This window comes from Paracoccus spongiarum, assembly GCF_030732095.1.
Classification (GTDB): domain Bacteria; phylum Pseudomonadota; class Alphaproteobacteria; order Rhodobacterales; family Rhodobacteraceae; genus Paracoccus; species Paracoccus spongiarum.
Genome location: NZ_JAVAMQ010000018.1, coordinates 33,434 through 53,054, shown reverse-complemented (window position 1 = coordinate 53,054; position 19,621 = coordinate 33,434). Strand labels below are relative to the sequence as shown.

The following is a 19,621-nucleotide window of genomic DNA, read 5'->3' as shown; positions in this document are numbered from 1 at the left end:
AGGTGGCGCGATGTTCGGGATTGTAGGGATTTTCGTGACCGTCGTGATGGTCTTCGGCGGCTATCTGCTGGCGGGCGGCAAGATGGGCGTGATCGCCCATGCCCTGCCGTTCGAGATGATGATGATCGCCGGCGCGGCGATCGGATCCTATCTTCTGTCGAATGACGGCCATGTCCTGAAGGCGACGCCGGGTGGCCTGACCCGCGCCTTCAAGGGGCCGAAATGGACCGCGCAGGACCACCAGGACGTGCTGTGCCTCATGTTCCAGCTGCTGAAGATCGCGCGCGAGAATCCCGTGGCGCTTGAACAGCATATCGAGCAACCGCAGGAATCGCCGATCTTCACGGCCTATCCGCGCCTTTCGGCCGATCACAACATCGTCTCGCTGATCGCCGATACGCTGCGCTCGGCGAGCCTGAACTATGACGATCCCTATCAGGTCGAGGAAATGCTGGCCCGGCGCATCGCCATCCTGCGCGAAGAGGAGATGCACGTCCCCCACGCGCTGCAGAGCGTCGCGGACGCGCTGCCCGCCCTTGGGATCGTCGCTGCGGTCCTCGGTGTCATCAAGACCATGAGTGCCATCGACCAGCCGCCCGAAATCCTCGGCAAGATGATCGGCGGCGCGCTTGTCGGCACGTTCCTTGGTGTGTTCCTGGCCTATGGCTTCGTCGCACCGCTGGCCAACCGGCTGGGCGGTGTCATCAAGCAGGACCTTGGCTTTTACGACGTCATCAAGTCGGTGCTGATCGCGGGGCTGCATCAGCACGCCACCAGCCTCTGCGTCGAGGTCGGACGCCAGGCCGTGCCCGAACATGTGCGGCCCAGTTTCGACACGCTCGAGACCGCGCTGCGGGACCTGAAGAAGGCCGCATGATGCTGGTGCCGGCGCTATTTGCCCTGACCTCGTCGCTGGCCCAGGCGGCCCTGCCGATGCCCGCGGAGCTGTCGGATTTCGCCGGAGAGGCCTCGGGCTGGCTTCTGGCGGGTGAGCGTCTGCCGCCCGACTATCGGGTCCGTCTGCTGCAGATGGAACCGGCCGCGCGGCTGCAGGCCATCGTGTATCTGCGCCGGATCGGCCTGCTGACCGATCCGTCCTGGGGTCTCGACGACGTTCTGAAACCCGTTCCACCAGCGCAGGAGATCCGCGAATGAAGCCTGTGGCTGCAGTCGGCCCCAAATCGGGCCGCTATCTCGACGCGCCGCTGCTGGTCACGGGCGGGCTGGTGCTGATCGTGATCTCGCTGGTGATCCCGCTGCCGGCAGGCCTGCTGGATTTCGGCATCGCGATCTCGATCGCCACGGCCACGCTGGTGCTGGTGATGGCGTCGCTGGTCGAGAAGCCCACCGATTTCCAGGCATTTCCCGTTCTGCTGCTGGTCAGCCTGGTGATCCGGCTGTCGCTGAACGTCTCCTCCACGCGGCTGATCCTGACCGAGGGCCATACCGGCCCCGATGCCGCCGGCCAGGTCATCAACGGCTTTGCGGCCTTCGTCGCGGGCGGCTCTCTGCTGGTGGGGCTGACCGTCTTCGCGGTGATCTCGGTGGTCAACTTCATGGTGATCACCAAGGGCTCGGGCCGGATGGCCGAAGTCGCCGCGCGCTTTGCGCTGGATTCGCTGCCGGGCAAGCAGCTGGCGATCGATGGCGACCTGAACGCCGGCGCCATCGACCACCACGAAGCAAAGCGCCGGCGCATCCAGGAACAGCGCGAGATCAGCTTTTTCGGTTCTCTGGACGGCGCCTCGAAATTCGTCAAGGGCGATGCCATTGCGGGGATCGTCATCACTCTCATCAACCTGCTGATCGGCCTGACTGTCGGGATCGTGGTGCATGGCATGGCCTTCGGCGATGCGGTGGCAACCTATTCGCACCTGACGATCGGCGACGGCCTCGTCAGCCAGATCCCCGCGCTGATCACCTCGATGGCCGCGGCGCTGCTGCTGTCACGTGGCGGCGCCACCGACACGACGGCCGACCTGATCTCGCACCAGTTCACGCGTGGCTGGCAGCCCGCTGCGGTGGTCGCCGCCGCGATGCTTCTTATGTCCTTCGTGCCGGGCATGCCCCGGTTGCTGTTCCTTGCGCTTGCGGCCGCGATGGCTGCGTCGGCGGTGATCCTCGCGCGGCGCAGGGCAGCTGCCGTGGGGGACGATGCGGCGCCGCTGCCCGAACCCGCGGCGCGACCGGCCAGCCGGATCGGCGATGTCCTCGACACGGACGAGATCAGCGTCGAGATCGGCGCGGATCTGATCGTCACGGCGCTGGATCAGGCGCGCGGGCTGGGCAGCCGGATCAGCAACCTGCGGATCCACATCGCACGCAGCTATGGGCTGATCCTGCCCGATGTCCGGATCACCGACACCGACGACCTGCCCCCCGGCGACTACCAGATCCGCATTCACGGTGTGGTGCGGGGGCGGGGCAGCCTGCGGCCCGGCGAGGTGCTGGCGCTTGGCCCCGACCGCCTGCTGGACCAGCTGGGCGGTGCCGCCGTGCGCGAGCCGGTCTATGCCAGCCCCGCCCGCTGGATCCCCCGCGACGATCAGGACGACGCGGCCACCCTGGGCGCGACGGTCGTGTCGCCGATGGAGGTGCTGTCCACGCATCTGATGGAGGTGGTCAAGTCGAACCTGTCAGCGCTGCTGACGCTGGGCGCCCTGCAGCGCCAGCTGGAAGAGTTGAAATCGCTGTCCGATCCGGCGCGGGCCGAGCGCAATCGCCGCTATCTCGACAGCATGATCCCGGAAAAGGTCACGCCCGAACTGCTTCTGGCCGTGCTGCGTGCCTTGCTGGAGGAACGGCTGTCGATCCGCAATCTGCCCCTGATCGTCGATGCCATCCACGAGTTCCGGGCCGTCGAAAGCATCGAGACCGTCTACGAGATGGTGCGCAAGCGGCTGCGTGGCCAGATCACACAGCAATATGCGGATGATGCCGGGCGCATTTCGGCGCTGCAGCTGCACCCTGCCTGGGAGGCCGAATTCGTGCGCGCCGATGCCGAGACCGGGCGCAGCGGTGGCGGGGCGATGACGCCGGCGCTGTCGCAACGCCTGCTGGAATCGACGCGGCGGGCGCTGGCGATCTCGCAGCAGGGGCTGCGGACGGTGATCGTCGCGCCCGACCATCGCCGCAGGGTGATCCGGGCGGTGCTGGGCTCGAACGGGGTGGCCGTGCCGGTGCTGGGCCTCGAGGAGGTCGACCCGCAGGCCGACCTGCAGCTGGTCGGCACGATCGAGGCCGCGTGATGTGGGATCAGCTTGCCGCCTGGGTTCCGGGGCTGGATTGGCGGCTGGTGCTGGTCTATGCGCGGGTCCAGGCCTGCATCCTGATCGTTCCCGGCCTTGGCGAACGTGTCCTGCCCGTGCGGGTCCGCGTCGCCGCGGCGATGGCCATCGCCCCGCTGCTGGCCGGGCTGGTCGCGCCGGTGTCGGCGCCCGCCGACAGCCTCGCCATGCTGGGCCAGCTGTCGGGCGCCATGGTCGCGGGGCTGGCTTCGGGCGGGCTGTTGCGGCTGCTGGCGCTGGCGCTGGACATCGCCACCACCGCGATCGCGGCGACCGCCTCGTTGTCGCAGATCATCGGCGTGCAGAACGAGGCCGCACCCCATCCGATCGGCAACCTGCTGCATCTGGGCGGCATGGCGGTGCTGATGGTGATGGGGCTGCCGGTGATGCTGGTCGAACTGATGGCCGACAGCTTCAGCGTCTGGCCCGTCGCGGGCTGGCCCGATGCGGCGATGCTTGCACCGGCGGCGGTCCGCGTCTTGTCGGACGGTTTCGTGCTGGCCATGCTGATCGCCGCGCCCTTCACCCTTGGCGGGTTCCTGTTCCAGGCGCTGTCGGGCGTCATCAACCGGGTGATGCCCGCGCTGCCCGTTGTGTTCATCGGTGCGCCCGCCTCGATCCTGCTGGCGCTGGTCGCGCTTGCCGTGCTGTCGCCCATGCTGATCGGAATCTGGGTCGAGGCCGTCCTGGACTTTACCCTGCCGAGGCCGCAATGACCGAGGAGAATGACGACAAGCCCTTCGAGGCGACCGAACAGAAGCTGCGCAAGGCGCGCGAACGGGGCGATATCCCGCGCTCGACCGAGCTGAACGTGATGGCGATGTATGTCGGCGCCTGGCTGGCCTTTGCCATCGGCGCCGGCTTTGCGGTGCGCGAATGGCTGTCGATGGCCAGTCGCGCGATGGGCGCCGAGGGTTGGCCGGTCCAGGAGGTGTTCGGCCTCGCCGCGATGCTGGGGCAGTATGCGGGCATTGCGCTGATCGTTCTCGCTCTGGTGCCTGCGCTGGCGATCGGCGTGGCGCTGATCGCGCAGCGCGGGCTGGTCCTCACCCCCGACAAGCTGGCGCTCGACTTCAACCGGATCAACCCGGTGAAGACGGCGGGCCAGAAGTTCGGCGTGTCCGGGCTGATGACCTTTGCCATCTCGTTCGGCAAGGCAGCACTGGTCTGCGCCGGCGGCTGGTACCTGTTCGCGGCGCTTCTGGACCGGCTGGCAGGCAGCGCGATGACCGCCGGTCGCTGGATCGGCGATCTGGGCATGCTGCTGGGGCAGGTCTTCATGCTGGCCATCGCCATCTCGGCGCTGTTTGCGGTGCTGGACATGATATGGAAATGGCATGAGCACCGCCGCAAGAACCGCATGAGCCGCAAGGAAATGCAGGACGAATACAAGGACGCCGAGGGCGACCCGCATCTGAAGGCCGCCCGGCGCCAGCGCGCCGTCGACATCGCGATGAAACAGATGCTGGCCGATGTGGCCAAGGCCGATGTGATCATCGTGAACCCCACCCATTACGCGGTGGCGCTGCAATGGGCGCGCGGCAGCGGGCGCGCGCCGGTGTGCCTGGCAAAGGGCACCGACGACGTCGCGGCGCGCATCCGCGACCGGGCGCGCGAGGCGAAGGTGCCGATCTGGTCCGATCCGCCCTGCGCGCGGGCGATCCATGGAAGCGTTGCGGTGGGCGAGGAGATCCGCCGCGACCATTTCGCGGCTGTTGCCGCCGCCATCCGCTTTGCCGAGACGATGCGCGAAAAGGCCCGGGCGGGATGGTGAAAGCGGCCGACAAGCTGGCCGCGCTGGAACGCCTTGCCCGGCTGAAGGCCGAGCGCGAGTTGCAGAAATTCGCGGCCTTCAGCACCCATATGGCTGCGGCGCGTCAGCGTGTCGACGCAATGCAGGCCGCCCTGTCGCAAAGCTATGCCAGCACGGCGCCGCTGTCGTTGTCCGAAGCGCGCATGGCCAATGCCCAGGCCGGGCGCGCGGCCCGCGAACTGCGCCGCGCCGATGCCGAGTTGGCCCGGCTGACGCCCCGTTTCGAGGCCGCACGGCAAGAGGCCGCCCGCGAATTCGGACGGGCCGAGGTGCTGCTGGAACTGGCCCGCCGCGAAAGCGCCCAGGCGGTGAAGATCCGGTACTGAACCGCCGAGATCCGTGTCCGCAGCGATTGGCATGGTGCGGGCCGCGATGGCCGCCACCGCGCTGCCTGCCGGTCGCGTATCACATGGTTGCCGGTCGCCCGCTCATGCGGCGCGTCCGGCGTCGCCGCATGGCAGGCGCAAGGGTCGCCGAACGGGTCCGGTCAGACCGGCGCGGCCCCTGCCGATCCGGCCACTGGCGATGCACCCCCGACCCGGAAAGGCCAGGCCGGTGCGGGCCGGGTGGGCGCACGGGCAGACCGGGACCGGCCCGCACCGGGCCGTCAGCGAAGGGCCGCGCCGGCGAGTGGCGGTGGCGGGTCGGGCATGACCAGATCGACCCAGACCAGCCGGTGGTCCGAGGCGCGCGCCACGGCCTCGGCAAGGGGGTTGTCGGGGGGCGGCGACAGCACGCCGCTGCCCGCGATTCCCAGCGCCCGCGCCGGCAGGATGTAGTCCACGCGCAAATCGCCGGGTCCGGCCTCGTCGAAATCGCCCGTGTCCAGCGCGGGATCTGCGGCATGGGTGGCGTTGGCGCCGGTCTGCGGCGGCTGCCACGCGCCGCGCGGCATCGGGTCGGTGGCGTGATCCAGCAGGCGTTGCAGGGCCTCGGGCCGGCCCTCTCCGTCGGTCGGGTCGAGATTGACATTGCCGATCAGCGCGAAGGGCGCATGGGGCAGGTTATGCAGCCAGAAAGCAGCCTCGTCATGGTTGCGCCGGCCATTGCGGTCCTCGGGTCCGTCGAAGACCGGCGGCGTCGCCGCCCAGGCCAGCAGGCGCAGGGGCCCCCGCGCCGTCATCACGGGCAGATCCCAATGTGCGGTGGAGGACAGCCGCTGGACCTGCGCCACCTCGGGCCCGACCGCGGGCATCAGGTTGCCGGGCAGGTCGCGCCACAGACGGTCGCTGTAGTCGGTCACCGGGCCAAGGGGCAGGCGCGACAGCACGGCCATGCCGTTCTGGCCGGTGAACTGCCCCCAGCCCTGCGCATCGTCGGCCTCGGCCAGGCGGCCGTCGCCGTCAAGGTCCAGCCCGGTGGGCAAGCCGCTGTTCGGCCGCGCGGAGAAGCGATGCGGAAAATCCAGTCCGGCGTCGGCCATCAGCGCCGAAAAGGCGGCAAGCGCCCTGCCGTCGGCGTCCCAGTCGATTCCGGTCAGCAGGATCACGTCGGGGCGTGCCGCGACGATGACCTGCGCTGCCGCCAGCACCTGCGGGTCGCGGGCGCGGATGTCGCGCAGCAGCAGGCCCGGCCCCTGTCGGGTCAGGCCGGGGTCCCAGGTGGCGATGCGGATCGGCTCGGCCCCAAGCGGGCCGGCCAGCAGGCAGGCAAGGGCGGCGGCCCTCAGACCCAAGGGCGGGCCTGGGCCATCTGCGTCTCGTAGCTGTCGATAGAGGGGGCCTTTTCCATCGTCAGCCCGATGTCGTCCAGCCCGTTCAGCAGGCAGTGCTTGCGGAACGGGTCGATGTCGAAATGGAATTCATGCCCATCGGCACTGCTGACCGTCTGGTTTTCGAGATCCACCGTCATGCGCGCATTGGCGCCCTTGCGCGCATCCTCCATCAGCACGTCCACGGCCTCTTGCGGCAGAACGATGGGCAGGATGCCGTTCTTGAAGCAGTTGTTGAAGAAGATGTCGGCAAAGCTTGTCGAGATGACGCAGCGGATGCCGAAATCCAGGAGCGCCCACGGCGCGTGCTCGCGCGACGAGCCGCAGCCGAAATTGTCGCCGGCGACGAGGATCTGGCTGTCACGCCAGGCGGGCTGGTTCAGGATGAAGTCGGGATTTTCGGTCCCGTCGCGATCATAGCGCATCTCGTCGAACAGGTTCACCCCCAGACCCGACCGCTTGATGGTCTTCAGAAACTGCTTGGGGATGATCATGTCGGTGTCGATATTGACCAGCGGCATGGGCGCCGCGATGCCGGTGAGGGTGGTGAACTTGTCCATGTCGGTCCTCGGGTGATTGTATCTGGTCGGCGGTCGGGCGAGGCTGCTAGGCTGCACGCAACTGCGACGATGTGTTGGTTTCGGTATGGATGGGTTGATGGGCTGCGTGGCGGGCGCATGGCGACCGCGGATCGGCGATCCCGATGTGACGGGCTGGCTTACGGTTCTGGCCTATCTGCTGTGCCTCGTGCTGGCGGTGCAGGTCTGGCGATGCCTTCGCGGCCGCGACGGTCGCGCCTTCTGGGGCCTCGTTGCGGGGCTGATGCTGGTTCTGGCGATCAACAAGCAGCTGGACCTGCAAAGCGCGATGACGGCGCTGGGGCGCTGTCTGGCGCAGGCGCAGGGATGGTACGAATATCGCCGCTTCGTGCAGGCCGGCTTCATCGCGATCCTGGGTATCGCTCTGCTGGCGGGGCTGCTGGTCGGCTTGAAGGCCCTGCGCGGCCGGTTGCGCCAGTCGGGCGTGGCGCTGGTCGGGCTGGCCGTGCTGTGCGCCTTCGTGGCGGTCCGGGCGGTGGGCTTTCACCACATGGACGCGCTGATCGGCCAGCGCCAGTTCGGCGTCAGCACGAACTACCTGTTCGAGAATGCCGGGCTGTTGCTGATCGCCCTGAACGCCATCGCGATCCTGCGGCGCGGCTGAGGCCGCGCCGCGGAACGCGGCAACAGGGTGGACGGTCGTGGGCATGGCGGCCCTAGACCGTCTCGGCCATCAGTTCGCGCACATCGGTCAGCCGGCCCGTGACCGCCGCCGCCGCTGCCATCGCGGGCGACATCAGGTGGGTGCGGCCCTTGTAGCCCTGCCGCCCCTCGAAGTTGCGGTTCGAGGTCGCGGCGCAGCGTTCGCCGGGCGCCAGCTGGTCGGGGTTCATCGCAAGACACATCGAACAGCCCGCCAGCCGCCATTCGAAGCCGGCATTCTTGAACACCACGTCGAGACCCTCTTCCTCGGCCTGGGCCCGCACCAGGCCCGAGCCGGGCACCACCATGCCGCGCACGCCCGGGGCCAGACGGCGGCCCTTCAGCACGGCGGCTGCGGCGCGCAGATCCTCGATCCGGCCATTCGTGCAACTGCCGATGAAGACCGCGTCGATGGCGATGTCGGTCAGCGGCGTGCCGGCGGTCAGGCCCATGTAGTCAAGGCTGCGCCGGGCCGCCTCGACCTTGCCGCCGCCGAAGGATTCAGGCGCGGGAACCGAAGCGGTGATCGGCAGCGCGTCCTCGGGGCTGGTGCCCCAGGTCACGGTGGGCACGATGTCCTCGCCGCGCAGGGTCACGACCTTGTCCCATTGCGCGCCCTCGTCGCTGGAAAGGGTCCGCCACCAGGCCAGCGCGGCCTCCCATTGCGCGCCCTTGGGGGCGTGCGGGCGTCCCCGGACATAGGCGAAGGTGGTTTCGTCCGGGGCGATCAGACCGGCGCGGGCGCCGCCCTCGATGGCCATGTTGCAGATCGTCATGCGGCCTTCCATCGACAGGTTGCGGATGACCTCGCCGCAATATTCGATGACATGGCCGGTCCCGCCCGCAGTGCCGGTGTGGGCGATGATGGCCAGCACCACGTCCTTGGCCGTCACGCCCGGCGACAGCCGGCCGGTGATCTCGACCTTCATGTTCTTCGACTTCTTCTGGATCAGCGTCTGGGTGGCCAGCACATGTTCCACTTCGCTGGTGCCGATGCCGTGGGCCAGCGCGCCGAAGGCGCCATGCGTGGCGGTATGGCTGTCGCCGCAGACCACCGTCATGCCCGGCAGCGTCCAGCCCTGCTCCGGCCCGACGATGTGCACGATCCCCTGCCGGACGTCGTCGACCGGATAGTAGTTCACGCCGAATTCGCGGGCGTTGCGGTCCAGCGCCTCGACCTGGATGCGGCTTTCCTCGTTCTCGATGCCCTTTTCCCGGTCCAGCGTGGTCGGCACGTTGTGGTCTGGGACGGCGATGGTGCGTTCGGGCGCGCGGACCTTGCGCCCGCTCATGCGCAGCCCCTCGAAGGCCTGCGGGCTGGTCACCTCGTGGACCAGGTGGCGGTCGATGTAGAGAAGGCAGGTGCCGTCCTCCTGGCGGTCCACCACATGGGCGTCCCAGATCTTGTCATAGAGAGTCCGCGCGGCGGGGGCGGGGTGTTCGGTCATGGCTGCAACTTTCGGCTGTGAGGCATCGGGAAGGTCGGGATCGGGGCGCGCGGGGGCGACCCCGCGCAGCCCTCAGCCTCGCGCCGTCACGCTCAGCGACTCGCCATAGAACCGCGAGGGCAGGCGTGCGCGATCATGGATGTCGAAATAGATGAACCCGGACATGGGTGATCTTTTACGGGCCTTTCGGCGTTGACGCAATATCGCCGGGGCTTGTCGCGGCCCTCGGCACCGGTCCAGACTGGACGGGGAGGTCGCCAGTGGAGCAGTTCAGCCCGGAGGTCATCGACGCAGCCCAGGGCCTGTGGGATCGGGTCTGGATGTTCCTGCGCACGCTACTGATCCCGTCGCGGCTTTACCAGCTGCCGGCCATCGCCGGTCTGGTGCTGCTGGCCTGGCTGGTCGCGCGGCTCATCTCGCCGAGATTGACGGGCTGGCTGCGCAGCCGCGAGAACTGGCCGAAATGGCGCCTGCGGCTGGGGCTGCTGGTGGACCGGCGGCTGACGCTGATCGTGTTCACGCTGCTGGCCTGGGCGGTGGTGCTGGTCATGCGCGAGGTGACGCTGCCCTTCCGCAGCCAGCTGATCGCCCTGGCCGCCACCATCGCGGCGGCATGGGTCGGGATCTTCTTCCTGGCGCGGGTGATCGCCAACCGCTTCCTGCGACGCATCGTCACCTGGGCCGCCTGGGTCTGGGTGACGCTGCACCTTCTGGCCCTGACCGAGCCCGCCGCCGCCGTCCTCGACACCGTCGCGCTGAGCGTCGGCGATTTCCGGCTGTCGCTGCTGACGGTCATCAAGGCGCTGGCGATCACCGGGCTGATGATCGCGGGGGCGCGGGTGATCTCGCGCGCGATCAGCGGCCGGCTGGCGCAGAACGACGACATCTCGCCCACCATGCGGGTGCTGACGGCCAAGCTGCTGCAGGTGGGGCTGTTCAGCCTTGCGGTGATCGTCGGACTGAAGGCCGTGGGCTTCGACCTGACCGGGCTTGCCGTGTTCTCGGGCGCGGTCGGTGTCGGGCTTGGCTTCGGGCTTCAGAAGGTCGTCTCGAACCTCGTGTCGGGGGTCATCATCCTGCTGGACAAGTCGGTCAAGCCCGGCGACGTGATCTCGCTGGGCGAGACCTTCGGATGGATCGAGGAACTGGGCGCGCGCTATGTCAGCGTGGTGACGCGCGACGGCAAGGAATACCTGATCCCAAACGAGGACCTGGTGACCGGGCAGGTGGTCAACTGGTCGCACACCAACAACTTCGTGCGGCTGGACCTGAATTTCGGCACCTCCTATGATGACGATCCCCACGAGGTCAGCCGCATCGCCATTGCCGCCGCCCTGTCAGTCAAGAGGGTGTTGGCGCAGCGCCGGCCGGTCTGCTGGGTCACGGGTTTTGGCGACAGTTCGGTGGATTACGTCCTGCGCTTCTGGATCGGCGATGCCGAGGCGGGGCTGACGAATGTGCGCGGTCAGGTCTTTCTCGCGCTGTGGGATGCCTTCCGCGAGCACGGCGTCTCGATCCCCTTCCCGCAGCGCGAGGTTCGGCTGCTGGACCGCGCAGCCGGCGCGGATGGGGGCGAAACCCCGCGCGCCGTGGCAACAGCCGGTGCCGAAGTCGTGACCGGTGATTGAGATGGGCCGAAAAGATGCTATCTTCGGACTACCCCTGCGCCGGGGGCTATCGGCGCGCTGACCGGAGGATTGAACCCTGTCACAAGACGTCTCGCCGGCCCAAACGCCGGCAGCGAACGCCGCGGCCGATGCATTGAGCAGCGACCAGCATCTGGCCCTCGTGCTGTCATCGCTGGACGACGACAAGGCCGAGGACATCGTGACGATCGACCTGCGCGGACGCTCGGCCATGGCCGATCACATGGTGATCGCTTCGGGGCGCAGCGCAAGGCAGGTGGGCGCCATCGCCGAAAAGCTGGCCGACCGCTTCAAGCAGGCCACCGGACGCAGCCCGCGCATCGAGGGCAAGGAAACCGGCGACTGGGTGCTGATCGACACGGATGACGTGATCGTGCATGTGTTCCGCCCCGAAGTGCGCGAATTCTACCAGCTGGAGAAGATGTGGATGCCTGCCGACGCGCTGAGCCGGGTGCGCGAGGCCGTGTCCCGGCCCGCGCCCTGACCCGGCCCGCCCGCCGGCCATGCGAATCGACATCGTCGCCGTCGGGCGACTGAAGAAAGGCCCGGAATCGGCGCTTGTCGGCGATTATCTGGACCGCTTCGCCCGCACTGGACGCGGGCTGGGCCTGCCACCCGCCACCCTGCACGAGATCGAGGACCGGCGCGGCGGCGGCATGGCCGCCGAGGCCGAGTTGCTGGTGCGGGCGATTCCCGCCGGCGCGGCACTGGTCGTGCTCGATGAACGCGGCGAGCAGCCGACCTCGCCCGAATTCGCCGCGCGGCTTGCCGGCTATCGCGACGCGGCCCGCGACCTGTGCCTGATGATCGGCGGCGCGGACGGGCTGGACCCGGCGCTGCGGGCGCGGGCCGACTGGCAGATCAGCCTCGGCCGGATGGTCTGGCCACACATGCTGGTGCGCGCGATGCTGGCCGAACAGCTTTACCGCGCCGCCACCATCCTGGCCGGCTCGCCCTATCACCGCACCTAGCCATGCGCCGCGCGGCACGGCTTCGGCGGTTGTCGCAGGGCGCGCGGCGGCGTAACAAGGCGCAAATCCAAGCGAGGTCCCGATGACGAAACCCGTGATCCTGTGCATTCTCGACGGCTGGGGCATCTCGGACCGGCCGGACCAAAGCGCCCCGGACCAGGCCGCGACGCCGCATTTCGACCGGCTGATGCGCGACTGCCCGCATGCGACGCTTGTGACCTACGGCCCCGATGTCGGGCTGCCGCGCGGGCAGATGGGCAATTCCGAAGTCGGGCACACCAATATCGGCGCGGGCCGGGTGGTGGCGATGGATCTGGGCCAGATCGACCTTGCGATCGAGGATGGAAGCTTTTTCCAGAATGACGCACTGGCCGATTTCGTGGCGCGGCTGAAAGAGACCGCGGGCACCGCGCACCTGATGGGCGTGGTCTCGGATGGCGGGGTCCACGGGCATCTGAACCACGTCGTCGCCGCCGCCGAGGCGGTGGCCGGGGCAGGGGTGCCGGTGGTCATCCATGCGATCACCGACGGCCGCGACGTGGCCCCGCAATCGGCCGGCGACTTCATCGCCCGATTGCAGGATCGTCTGCCCGAAGGCGCGCGCATCGGCACGGTGATCGGCCGCTATTTCGCCATGGACCGCGACACCCGCTGGGACCGCGTGGAACGCGCCTATCGCGCCATTGTGGCCGGGGCCGGTGAGGCCGCCTCCAGCGCAGCCGAGGCGATCGCGATCGCCCATGCCCGCGGCGAGACCGACGAGTTCATCCAGCCCTTCGTGATCGACGGCTACAACGGCGCGCTGGATGGCGACGGGGTGTTCTGCCTGAACTTCCGCGCCGACCGCGCCCGCGAGATCCTGTCGGCGCTGGCCGATCCCGATTTCGACGCCTTCGGCGTGGATGATCGCCCGGACTGGGCCGCGATGCTGGGCATGGTCGACTACAGCGAGGCGCACAACGCCTTCATGACCTCGGCCTATCCCAAGACCCAGGTGGTTAACACGCTGGGCGCCTGGGTCGCGGCCTGCGGCCTGCGGCAGTTCCGGCTGGCCGAGACCGAGAAATATCCCCATGTCACCTTCTTCCTCAACGGCGGCAGAGAAACGCCCGAGCCGGGCGAGGACCGGCACATGCCAAAAAGCCCCAAGGTGGCCACCTACGACCTCGCGCCCGAGATGGCGGCCGGCGAGGTCAGCGACAAGCTGGTCGAGGTGATCGGCGCGGGCTATGACCTGATCGTGGTGAACTACGCCAATCCCGACATGGTGGGCCATACCGGCAGCCTGCCCGCCGCGATGCGCGCCTGCGAGGCCGTCGACGAGGGGCTGGGCCGGATGATCGAGGCGCTGGACCGGGCCGGGGGCGCGGCGGTCATCATCGCCGATCACGGCAATTGCGAGACGATGCGCGATCCCGACTCGGGCGGGCCGCATACCGCCCACACGACCAATCCGGTGCCGGTGATCGTCTATGGCGGCCCGGCGGGCGCGCATCTGCGCGACGGGCGGCTGGCGGATGTGGCACCGACGGTGCTGGAACTGATGGGCCTCGAGCAGCCGGCCGAGATGACCGGTCGCAGCCTGATCGTGCCGGCATGAGGCGATATCCGATCCGCGCGCTGGCGCTGGCGCTGGCCCTCTGCGCGCTGCCGCTCGGCGCCGCCGGTGCGGCCACGCCCGCCAACGAGGCGGTCGCCGAGGCCGAGGCGGCGGCGGCGCAGTTGCGCGCGGCGGTGGCCAAGCTGGCAGAGGCGGTCAGCGCCGACGACCAGGTGACCGCCTTGACCGAGGTGATCCGCGGCTACGAGCATGGCCTTGCCGCCCTGCGCGAGGGGCTGCGGCAGGCCAGCGCGCGCGAGGCCGATCTTCACGCCCGCTTCGAGGCCCAGCGGGCGCGCCTGGCCCGCGTGCTGGGCGCGATGACCGCGCTTCAGCAATCGCCCGAATCGACACTGCTGCTGCATCCGGCGGGGGCGTTGGCCAATGCCCGGTCGGGGATGATCCTGTCGGATGTCACGCCCGGCCTGCGCGCCGAGGCCGAGCGCCTCAAGGCCGACCTGGACGAGATCGCCACCGTGCGCGCGCTGCAGTCGGCGGCCAGCGAGATGCTGGCCTCGGGGCTTGCCTCGGTGCAGGAGGCGCGGCGGCTCCTGGCCAGCGCGGTCACGGACCGGTCCACCATGCCGGTGCGGTTCGCCGACGCGCCCGAGGAACTGCAGAAGCTGCGCGAGGCCGCGCAGAGCCTGGACGAGTTCGCGCAGGGCGTGGACCGGATGGAAACCGATATCGGCGCGCCGATGGATGATTTCGAGGCCGCGCAGGGCAGCCTTGCCCTGCCGGTGGTCGGCAGCGTGCTGCGTCCCTATGACGAACCCGACGCCGCCGGCGTGCGCCGGCCCGGCTGGGTGATCGCGACGGCGCCCGCCGCGCTGGTCACCACACCCTGGCCCGCCACCATCCGCTATCGCGGCCCGCTGCTGGATTACGGCAATGTGATGATCGTCGAGCCCGCGCGCGACTATCTTCTGATATTCGCAGGGCTGTCGCAGGTCTTCGGTGAGATCGGCGATGTGCTGAAGGCGGGCGATCCGGTCGGCCTGATGGGCGGATCGGAAGGCCCTGCGCAGGAATTCGGGGCGCAATTTGTCGCCGACGCCGCGCGCGGGATGGATGCAGGCCGCACCGAAAGCCTGTATCTGGAACTGCGCAAGGGCACGGAAACGCTGGATCCGGCGGACTGGTTCATCCTGAATCCGGTCGTCGAGCCGCAACAGAACTGAGGCAGGAAAGGCCGCCATGAGACATTATCTGATCGCAGGGCTGGGCGGTGTCGTGGCCGGCGCGCTGGCCACGACGCAGATCGCCGGCCCGTTGGTCGCGCAGGAGGCGGGCAAGAACGTCTCGGTCTACGAACAGCTTGAACTGTTCGGCAACGTGTTCGAGAGGGTGCGCGCCGACTATGTCGAGGCGCCCGACGACAAGAAGCTGATCGAGGCCGCGATCAACGGCATGCTGACCTCGCTTGATCCGCATTCCAGTTTTCTGTCGGCCAGCGACTACGAGGACATGCAGACCCAGACGCGCGGCAGCTTTGGCGGGCTGGGCATCGAGGTCAGCCAGGAGGATGGGCTGGTCAAGGTCGTCTCGCCCATCGACGAGACCCCGGCCGCGCAGGCCGGCGTCAAGTCGGGCGACTTCATCACCCATGTCAACGGCGACTCGCTGATGGGGCTGACGCTGGACGAGGCGGTGGACATGATGCGCGGCCCGGTCGGCAGCGAGATCACCGTCACCATCCTGCGCGAGGGCGAGACCGAGCCCTTCGACCTGACCATGACCCGCGACACGATCAAGCTGACCGTGGTCAAGACCCGCGTCGAGGGCAGTTCGGTCGTGCTGCGCGTCTCGACCTTCAACGACGAGACCTATGACACGCTGAAATCCGAACTCGACAAGGCCGTGAAGGAAGCCGGCGGCATCGAGAAGGTCACCGGCTTCGTTCTGGACCTGCGCAACAATCCCGGCGGGCTTCTGAACCAGGCGATCAGCGTCAGCGATGCCTTCCTCGATGCCGGCGAGATCGTCAGCACCCGCGGCCGCAAGGCGGAGGAAAGTGAACGCTGGAATGCCGAGCCGGGCGATCTGGCGCAGGGCAAGCCGATGGTGGTGCTGATCAATGGCGGCTCGGCCAGCGCCTCGGAAATCGTCACCGGCGCCCTTCAGGACCACCGCCGCGCGATCGTCGTGGGCGAGAAGTCCTTCGGCAAGGGCAGCGTGCAGACGGTGATGCCGGTCACCTCGGACAGCGCCATCCGGCTGACCACGGCGCGCTATTACACACCCTCGGGGCGCTCGATCCAGGCGCTTGGCATCCAGCCCGACATCCTCGTGGCCCAGCCCCGCGTGCCGGTCGCCGAGGAAGGCGAGGACGAGTCTGACGGTCCGCGCAGCGAATCGAATTTCGGCCGGTCAGAGGCCGACCTGCGCGGCGCGCTGAACAACGATTCCGTCAATGACGACGAGAAGAAGCAGATCGAGCAGGAGGCCGCCGAGGTCGAGGCGACTGCCAGGCTGCGCGACGAGGATTACCAGCTGGCCTATGCCGTGGACATCCTCAAGGGGCTGGCCGCCGTCGATTTCCGCGCCGGCCAGGTGCCGGCCGCGGCCAAGCCCGCGCTGACCGGCGAAGGCTCGGGCGACGGTTCGGGCGGCGGCGAGGCGGCCAGCGGCAATGGCTGAGTCGACGGGGCCGGGCGGGCTGCCCTATCGACCCTGCGCGGGCGTCGTGCTGATCAATGCCGAGGGCTTGGTCTTTGCGGGCCAGCGCATCGACATGCCCGGCGCCTGGCAGATGCCGCAGGGGGGCATCGACGCGGGCGAGGCGCCCCGCGAGGCCGCGCTTCGCGAACTGGTCGAGGAAACCGGTGTCGGGGCCGAGAAGGTCGAGGTGCTGGCCGAGACGCCGGGCTGGATCCGCTATGACCTGCCGCCCGAACTGTTGGGCAAGGTCTGGAAGGGCCGCTATGGCGGACAGACGCAGAAATGGGTGTTGATGCGGTTCCTGGGGGACGACGCGGACATTCGGATCGACACCGCGCATCCGGAATTCGATCGCTGGTGCTGGATGCCTGCGGATGCACTGCTGGACAATATCGTGCCCTTCAAGCGCGCGGTCTACGCGGACGTCCTGGGGCAGTTCAGGGAGTGGGTCGCTGGGGAGGCGACGTCCGGTTGAACAACGGCGTCTGGATCGGAACCGACTGTCCCGGGCCGTGAACTGATGCGAACGTGACCGTTGATTCGTCGAGGTCTGTGCTACCCTGCGGCAAGATCCAGGCCGGAGGTCAATGATGGGCGCCATTCCCTTCTCTGCCGCCAGCATTGCGATGCTGGGCCTTGCAACGTCAGGCGTGGCCCAATCGCTTCCCGACACCGTTCTCGGATCATGGGATGTTTCCGCAGAGGAATGCCGGACAGCGGGAACGTCCGTCACGCAGATAGACATCACGCCCGGCACCATCGTCACCTTCGGCGGCGATGCCATCATCGTCGACATTGACCGGTCCGGCCCCGTGACATTCGTTGCGGCCGCATACCTGCAAACCGAAGGAGCGATCGAGGTCGGCGCGCGCGAGCCGGCCTATTTCCGTTTGACGCAGAGTGAAGGCCGGGACCGCTTGAGCCTGGTCTGGAAGGATGTCCAGGCCGTGGATCTTGTCCGCTGCGGCGCTGACGCGCGGGCGGGGATACCGCGTGGACGCGACGCCGACGGATCCCGTGATCGCCGCGACTCCCTGTTGCCGATTCCGACCGGCGTCCGGGTCATCGCCGGGGACGACTGCCAGTCTCCTGCCAACGCCTCCTGGCACATCTTCGACGGGCGCGGTCTTTACGGCGCGCAAAGCCGGCGCTGCACGATCGACACCGTCTTCCCCGAGGGTCCGCGCCTCACCGTCGATCAGACCTGCACTGCCGCGCGTGACGGCCACAGGTCAACGCGCCGCGACCACCTGACCATGGAGGCGCCGAGGCGGTTCAGTCTTGTCGCGGAGGGCGAGGCAGCGGGGCAGGACTTCAATTGCTGCGGCCCGGACCTGAGGCGATGAGCCTCGGGCTGATCGAACCGGTAGATCAGGGCGGCACGGGATCGGCCGCCCCGGTCAGTCAGGAACGGCCTCTCAGGCCTCACCGCCGCAACTGGCCCAGCAGGATCGAGGTCGGATAGCCGTCGGGCGTCGCGCCGATCGACCGTTGGAAGGCTGCGACGGCCTCCATCGTGCCCGATCCGAACAGCCCGTCGATCTCGCCGTCATAGAAGCCCTTGGCGCGCAGGCGCTGCTGGATCTCCTGCCGCTCGGCGGTGGACAGGGGGCGATCCTGGCGCGGCCAGGCACCCTGCACACCGGCGCGTCCGGCGATGCGTTCGCCCAGGAAGGCCACCCCAAGCGCATAGTTGTCGGAATTGTTGTAGCGCAGCAGCGACCGGAAATTGTCGAGGATCAGGAAGGCCGGGCCGCGCGCGCCCGCCGGCATGATGATCGAGCCGCTGCCGCCGGGCAGCGCGCCGCCGCCGATGCGGCGCACGCCCTGCGCCGCCCAGTCCGAACGGCGCGTGCCCTTGCCGACGAGGCCCATGTTGAAATTCGCGGGCAGCTGCACCTCGGCGCCCCAGGGCTGGCCGCGCTGCCAGCCGTTCCGCGCCAGATAGGCCGCCGTCGAGGCCAGCGCGTCGGTCGGGTTCTCGGACCAGATGTCGCGGCGGCCGTCGCCGGTGAAATCGACCGCGTATTCCAGATACGAGGTCGGCATGAACTGCGTGTGGCCCATCGCGCCGGCCCAGCTGCCCAGCATCTGCTCGGGCGCGATGTCGCCGGCCTGCAGGATGCGCAGCGCGGCGATCAGCTGGTTCTGGAACATCTCGCCCCGGCGCCCGTCATAGGCCAGCGTCGCCAGCGAGGGGATGATCTGCATCTTGCCGCGGTTGGCGCCGAAATTCGATTCCATCCCCCAGACGGCCAGCACGATCTCGCGCGGGACGCCATAGCGCGCCTCGATCGCCGACATGATGCCGGAAAGCTGGCCGGCCTTCTCTCGGCCGGTGCCGATCCGGGCATCCGACACGGCGCTGTCCAGATACAGCCAGACCGGGCGCGAGAATTCGGCCTGCTTGCGATCCAGCCGGATCACGTCGGGGTTGTAGCGGGCGATGCTCATGGCCCGGTCATAGGTGCCGGCCGAGACGCCGGCGGCCAGCGCGCGGGGCCGGAAGGACTGCACGAAGCGCTGCAGACCGGCCTCGTCGCCCGGTGCGGCGGCGGGGATCGCGGCCGGCGTGACCGGACCTGCCGGCGCGGCCGCGCCATACGAGCCGGGGGCGCGGTTCATCGAGCCCGCGCAGGATGCCAGCACGCCGATCAGCGCGGTGGAGAGAAGAAATCGGGAAAAGCTCATCTGCATCGCCTGTCTGTGGACTGCCATCGTTCTTGTTGTTGCCGGGCAGTCTAGCAGGCGGGATTCGGCTTGAACAGGGTTGCGCGCGCCCGGCCCGCCGCAATCAGCGGTCGCGGCGCCGGTCGCCGAGATCGTCCCCCTCGTCGCCGCCCCGGCCGTTGCCGCTGGCGTCGTCCGGGGTGTCGAAATAGGGCTGCATCTGGGCGATGATGACGGCGTTCTCGTCATGGGCGCGCTGCATCAGCGCGCGTTCCTCGGCCTCGATCACCTGGCCCTCGGCCTCGCGGTCTCGCAGGCTGCCATAGCCGGTCACGTCCAGCGGCGCCATGTCCGCCTGCTTCAGGATCGTCACCGTCTCGCGCACGGCCTCGGCCTCGGTCTTGCCCGCGGCATAGCAGACCAGACCCGCCCCGGTTGCGCCCTCGGGCAGCCCGTCGCCGGGCTTGCGGCCCAGTTCCACCACCAGCGTATAGACATGCATCGGCCTTCCCTCCTGCGCTTGCTTCGCCATGCCGGCGCGGATCGCCACATCATGCCCCGCCACGGGATGCA

General features: G+C 68.7%; 20 protein-coding genes. 15 read left to right on the top strand and 5 right to left on the bottom strand.

Annotated features, from left to right (window positions below):
* The first annotated feature begins 10 nt into the window (after positions 1–10).
* The 6 genes from motA to Q5Y72_RS15885 are packed head-to-tail and all read left to right on the top strand — an operon-like array spanning position 11 to position 5,426.
* Positions 11–877, top strand: a complete 867-nt coding sequence (motA, locus tag Q5Y72_RS15910) for a flagellar motor stator protein MotA (protein ID WP_305964413.1) — start codon at positions 11–13, stop codon at positions 875–877.
* A complete protein-coding gene (locus Q5Y72_RS15905) occupies positions 874–1,155 on the top strand; it encodes a hypothetical protein (protein WP_305964412.1) in 282 nt (93 codons plus the stop codon). The genes motA and Q5Y72_RS15905 overlap by 4 nt, the downstream gene beginning before the upstream one ends.
* Complete coding sequence (locus Q5Y72_RS15900) at positions 1,152–3,248, top strand: FHIPEP family type III secretion protein (RefSeq protein WP_305964411.1); 2,097 nt, start codon at positions 1,152–1,154, stop codon at positions 3,246–3,248. Before Q5Y72_RS15905 ends, Q5Y72_RS15900 begins: the two co-directional genes overlap by 4 nt.
* Positions 3,248–4,003, top strand: coding sequence for a flagellar biosynthetic protein FliR (locus Q5Y72_RS15895; RefSeq protein ID WP_305964410.1), 756 nt, complete (start codon positions 3,248–3,250; stop codon positions 4,001–4,003). Before Q5Y72_RS15900 ends, Q5Y72_RS15895 begins: the two co-directional genes overlap by 1 nt.
* Positions 4,000–5,061 carry a flagellar type III secretion system protein FlhB gene (gene flhB, locus Q5Y72_RS15890; RefSeq protein ID WP_305964409.1) on the top strand — a complete coding sequence of 354 codons (1,062 nt, stop codon included), beginning with the start codon at positions 4,000–4,002 and terminating at the stop codon, positions 5,059–5,061. Before Q5Y72_RS15895 ends, flhB begins: the two co-directional genes overlap by 4 nt.
* Positions 5,055–5,426, top strand: a complete 372-nt coding sequence (locus Q5Y72_RS15885; protein WP_305964408.1) for a hypothetical protein — start codon at positions 5,055–5,057, stop codon at positions 5,424–5,426. Before flhB ends, Q5Y72_RS15885 begins: the two co-directional genes overlap by 7 nt.
* A 281-nt stretch (positions 5,427–5,707) precedes the next feature.
* Here Q5Y72_RS15885 and Q5Y72_RS15880 read toward each other — a convergent pair whose 3' ends face one another.
* Positions 5,708–6,775 (bottom strand): endonuclease/exonuclease/phosphatase family protein, encoded by a 1,068-nt coding sequence (locus Q5Y72_RS15880; protein ID WP_305964407.1) that lies wholly within the window; start codon positions 6,773–6,775, stop codon positions 5,708–5,710.
* Positions 6,766–7,371, bottom strand: a complete 606-nt coding sequence (gene leuD, locus Q5Y72_RS15875; protein ID WP_305964406.1) for a 3-isopropylmalate dehydratase small subunit — start codon at positions 7,369–7,371, stop codon at positions 6,766–6,768. The genes Q5Y72_RS15880 and leuD overlap by 10 nt, the downstream gene beginning before the upstream one ends.
* A 97-nt stretch (positions 7,372–7,468) precedes the next feature.
* Here leuD and Q5Y72_RS15870 point away from each other — a divergent pair, with 97 nt between their 5' ends.
* Positions 7,469–8,014: a hypothetical protein gene (locus Q5Y72_RS15870; protein WP_305964405.1), complete on the top strand. Its 546-nt coding sequence runs from the start codon at positions 7,469–7,471 to the stop codon at positions 8,012–8,014.
* A 52-nt stretch (positions 8,015–8,066) separates the two neighbouring features.
* Here the strand turns inward: Q5Y72_RS15870 and leuC are convergent, their stop codons facing one another.
* A complete protein-coding gene (gene leuC, locus Q5Y72_RS15865) occupies positions 8,067–9,500 on the bottom strand; it encodes a 3-isopropylmalate dehydratase large subunit (RefSeq protein ID WP_305964404.1) in 1,434 nt (477 codons plus the stop codon).
* A 260-nt stretch (positions 9,501–9,760) separates the two neighbouring features.
* On the opposite strand from leuC, the gene Q5Y72_RS15860 reads away from it, so the two are divergent.
* The 8 genes from Q5Y72_RS15860 (at position 9,761) to Q5Y72_RS15825 (ending at position 17,724) form a co-directional block, all read left to right on the top strand.
* Positions 9,761–11,128 carry a mechanosensitive ion channel family protein gene (locus Q5Y72_RS15860; RefSeq protein WP_371930848.1) on the top strand — a complete coding sequence of 456 codons (1,368 nt, stop codon included), beginning with the start codon at positions 9,761–9,763 and terminating at the stop codon, positions 11,126–11,128.
* A gap of 133 nt (positions 11,129–11,261) precedes the next feature.
* Positions 11,262–11,630, top strand: coding sequence for a ribosome silencing factor (rsfS, locus tag Q5Y72_RS15855; protein WP_305964403.1), 369 nt, complete (start codon positions 11,262–11,264; stop codon positions 11,628–11,630).
* 19 nt (positions 11,631–11,649) lie between these two features.
* Positions 11,650–12,117 (top strand): 23S rRNA (pseudouridine(1915)-N(3))-methyltransferase RlmH, encoded by a 468-nt coding sequence (rlmH, locus tag Q5Y72_RS15850; protein WP_305964402.1) that lies wholly within the window; start codon positions 11,650–11,652, stop codon positions 12,115–12,117.
* An 82-nt stretch (positions 12,118–12,199) separates the two neighbouring features.
* Positions 12,200–13,717, top strand: coding sequence for a 2,3-bisphosphoglycerate-independent phosphoglycerate mutase (gene gpmI / locus Q5Y72_RS15845; protein ID WP_305964401.1), 1,518 nt, complete (start codon positions 12,200–12,202; stop codon positions 13,715–13,717).
* A complete protein-coding gene (locus tag Q5Y72_RS15840; protein WP_305964400.1) occupies positions 13,714–14,898 on the top strand; it encodes a murein hydrolase activator EnvC family protein in 1,185 nt (394 codons plus the stop codon). The genes gpmI and Q5Y72_RS15840 overlap by 4 nt, the downstream gene beginning before the upstream one ends.
* A gap of 16 nt (positions 14,899–14,914) precedes the next feature.
* A complete protein-coding gene (locus tag Q5Y72_RS15835) occupies positions 14,915–16,357 on the top strand; it encodes a S41 family peptidase (RefSeq protein ID WP_305964399.1) in 1,443 nt (480 codons plus the stop codon).
* Positions 16,350–16,853 carry an RNA pyrophosphohydrolase gene (locus tag Q5Y72_RS15830; protein ID WP_305964398.1) on the top strand — a complete coding sequence of 168 codons (504 nt, stop codon included), beginning with the start codon at positions 16,350–16,352 and terminating at the stop codon, positions 16,851–16,853. The genes Q5Y72_RS15835 and Q5Y72_RS15830 overlap by 8 nt, the downstream gene beginning before the upstream one ends.
* Positions 16,854–16,968: 115 nt before the next feature.
* Entirely contained in the window at positions 16,969–17,724 is a 756-nt protein-coding gene (locus tag Q5Y72_RS15825; RefSeq protein ID WP_305964397.1) for a hypothetical protein, read from the top strand.
* Positions 17,725–17,803: 79 nt separating this feature from the next.
* Here the strand turns inward: Q5Y72_RS15825 and Q5Y72_RS15820 are convergent, their stop codons facing one another.
* Positions 17,804–19,075 carry a lytic murein transglycosylase gene (locus Q5Y72_RS15820; RefSeq protein ID WP_371930850.1) on the bottom strand — a complete coding sequence of 424 codons (1,272 nt, stop codon included), beginning with the start codon at positions 19,073–19,075 and terminating at the stop codon, positions 17,804–17,806.
* Positions 19,076–19,172: 97 nt separating this feature from the next.
* Entirely contained in the window at positions 19,173–19,580 is a 408-nt protein-coding gene (locus tag Q5Y72_RS15815) for a DUF8846 family protein (RefSeq protein WP_305964395.1), read from the bottom strand.
* Between the last annotated feature and the right edge of the window lie 41 nt (positions 19,581–19,621).

Bases quoted from the DNA above. Each gene is read 5' to 3' on its own strand.
- motA (WP_305964413.1), top strand. From the start codon at position 11: ATGTTCGGGATTGTAGGGATTTTCGTGACCGTCGTGATGGTCTTCGGC.
- Q5Y72_RS15905 (WP_305964412.1), top strand. From the start codon at position 874: ATGATGCTGGTGCCGGCGCTATTTGCCCTGACCTCGTCGCTGGCCCAG.
- Q5Y72_RS15900 (WP_305964411.1), top strand. From the start codon at position 1,152: ATGAAGCCTGTGGCTGCAGTCGGCCCCAAATCGGGCCGCTATCTCGAC.
- Q5Y72_RS15895 (WP_305964410.1), top strand. From the start codon at position 3,248: ATGTGGGATCAGCTTGCCGCCTGGGTTCCGGGGCTGGATTGGCGGCTG.
- flhB (WP_305964409.1), top strand. From the start codon at position 4,000: ATGACCGAGGAGAATGACGACAAGCCCTTCGAGGCGACCGAACAGAAG.
- Q5Y72_RS15885 (WP_305964408.1), top strand. From the start codon at position 5,055: ATGGTGAAAGCGGCCGACAAGCTGGCCGCGCTGGAACGCCTTGCCCGG.
- leuD (WP_305964406.1), bottom strand. From the start codon at position 7,371: ATGGACAAGTTCACCACCCTCACCGGCATCGCGGCGCCCATGCCGCTG.
- Q5Y72_RS15870 (WP_305964405.1), top strand. From the start codon at position 7,469: ATGGGCTGCGTGGCGGGCGCATGGCGACCGCGGATCGGCGATCCCGAT.
- leuC (WP_305964404.1), bottom strand. From the start codon at position 9,500: ATGACCGAACACCCCGCCCCCGCCGCGCGGACTCTCTATGACAAGATC.
- rlmH (WP_305964402.1), top strand. From the start codon at position 11,650: ATGCGAATCGACATCGTCGCCGTCGGGCGACTGAAGAAAGGCCCGGAA.
- gpmI (WP_305964401.1), top strand. From the start codon at position 12,200: ATGACGAAACCCGTGATCCTGTGCATTCTCGACGGCTGGGGCATCTCG.
- Q5Y72_RS15840 (WP_305964400.1), top strand. From the start codon at position 13,714: ATGAGGCGATATCCGATCCGCGCGCTGGCGCTGGCGCTGGCCCTCTGC.
- Q5Y72_RS15835 (WP_305964399.1), top strand. From the start codon at position 14,915: ATGAGACATTATCTGATCGCAGGGCTGGGCGGTGTCGTGGCCGGCGCG.
- Q5Y72_RS15830 (WP_305964398.1), top strand. From the start codon at position 16,350: ATGGCTGAGTCGACGGGGCCGGGCGGGCTGCCCTATCGACCCTGCGCG.
- Q5Y72_RS15825 (WP_305964397.1), top strand. From the start codon at position 16,969: ATGGGCGCCATTCCCTTCTCTGCCGCCAGCATTGCGATGCTGGGCCTT.
- Q5Y72_RS15820 (WP_371930850.1), bottom strand. From the start codon at position 19,075: ATGCAGATGAGCTTTTCCCGATTTCTTCTCTCCACCGCGCTGATCGGC.
- Q5Y72_RS15815 (WP_305964395.1), bottom strand. From the start codon at position 19,580: ATGGCGAAGCAAGCGCAGGAGGGAAGGCCGATGCATGTCTATACGCTG.